Here is a 1,015-nt window from a genome sequence, read left to right as displayed (position 1 = left end):
GAGACTATAGTGCCTTCGTTGCGAGCTTCGGTGCTCACATTAAATTTCGAGATGCGATCTTTGATTAGATCGCTGATTTCATTTGAATTTAATTGCATAATTGTTACCTATCTCGCGTGAAGTTGATGGGCTAATCGGTTAATTGATGTGTTCAAAGAACCATCGATGACGGTTTCGCCCGCCTTGATTACGATCCCGCCAACCAGCGAGTCATCAATAACCTGTTCCATTTCAACCTGACGTTCTAATTTCTTCTCAAGTGCAGCAGTGAGTGATGTAACTTGATCTTGTGTAAGCAATTCTGAACTGGTGACAGTGACAGGGATTACACGTTCATGTTCGTCCTTTAGGTCGCTGAACAAGTTAAACAAGTCTCTGATCACTGCAAGACGGCCATTCTCAGCCAAGACTTTAATGAGATTAATGACGTGGTCATCAACGAGTCCTTGGCAAACGTGAATGATGAGATTGACCAGTTCTTCAGATTGCTGTGTATGAACACCTTCTGCTGATGAAATCTGTTTAGCGATCGTTTCTTCTTCCGCTACCGTCACAAGAATGGACAGCATTGAGTGCCACTCTTGTAACTTGTTTTCACCTAAAGCAAAGTCGAACGATGCTTTAGCGTAGGGATGAGCAATATTGGTGTAATCTGACATATTGCCTCCGTTTAGAGTTCGCTTATCATTTGATCAACTAACGCTCGGTTCGTTTCAGAATCTAGGTTTTTGCTGATCAATTTCTGTGCACTTTGAATAACAGCGTCTGCCATATCCGCCTGAAGTTCACGGCGTAACTTTTGACGTTCGCCTTCTAGCTCAGCTCTACCTTGCTCTAAGATGCGTGCTTTTTCTTGCTCACCTTCTTGGTGAGCTAGGGTGATGATTTCGTTGCGGCGTTTTTTGCCTTGCTCAATCAGTTCGGTCACATTTTTTTTCGCATCTGCGACGAGTTGTGCGCCATTTGATTTTGCTAGTTCTAGCTCTTTCGCTGCATTCTCTGAGTGGCGTAAACC

At 43.7% G+C, this 1,015-nt stretch carries 2 protein-coding genes; both read right to left on the bottom strand.

The features are described 5' to 3' along the window. Positions 1-107: 107 nt before the first annotated feature. Entirely contained in the window at positions 108-659 is a 552-nt protein-coding gene (locus AB4496_RS21365; RefSeq protein ID WP_009844933.1) for a F0F1 ATP synthase subunit delta, read from the bottom strand. An 11-nt stretch (positions 660-670) separates the two neighbouring features. After that, positions 671-1,015, bottom strand: a 345-nt coding sequence (gene atpF / locus AB4496_RS21360; protein ID WP_372131888.1) for a F0F1 ATP synthase subunit B, incomplete at its 5' end; no start/stop codon positions are given.

This window comes from Vibrio sp. 10N.222.46.A1 (assembly GCF_041473595.1).
GTDB lineage: Bacteria > Pseudomonadota > Gammaproteobacteria > Enterobacterales > Vibrionaceae > Vibrio > Vibrio tasmaniensis_A.
Note: the sequence above shows the minus strand (reverse complement) of the source record. Positions and strands in the feature narration are given on the sequence as shown.

Excerpts from the sequence above, each read along its gene's own strand:
- AB4496_RS21365 (WP_009844933.1), bottom strand. The coding sequence starts at position 659 with ATGTCAGATTACACCAATATTGCTCATCCCTACGCTAAAGCATCGTTC.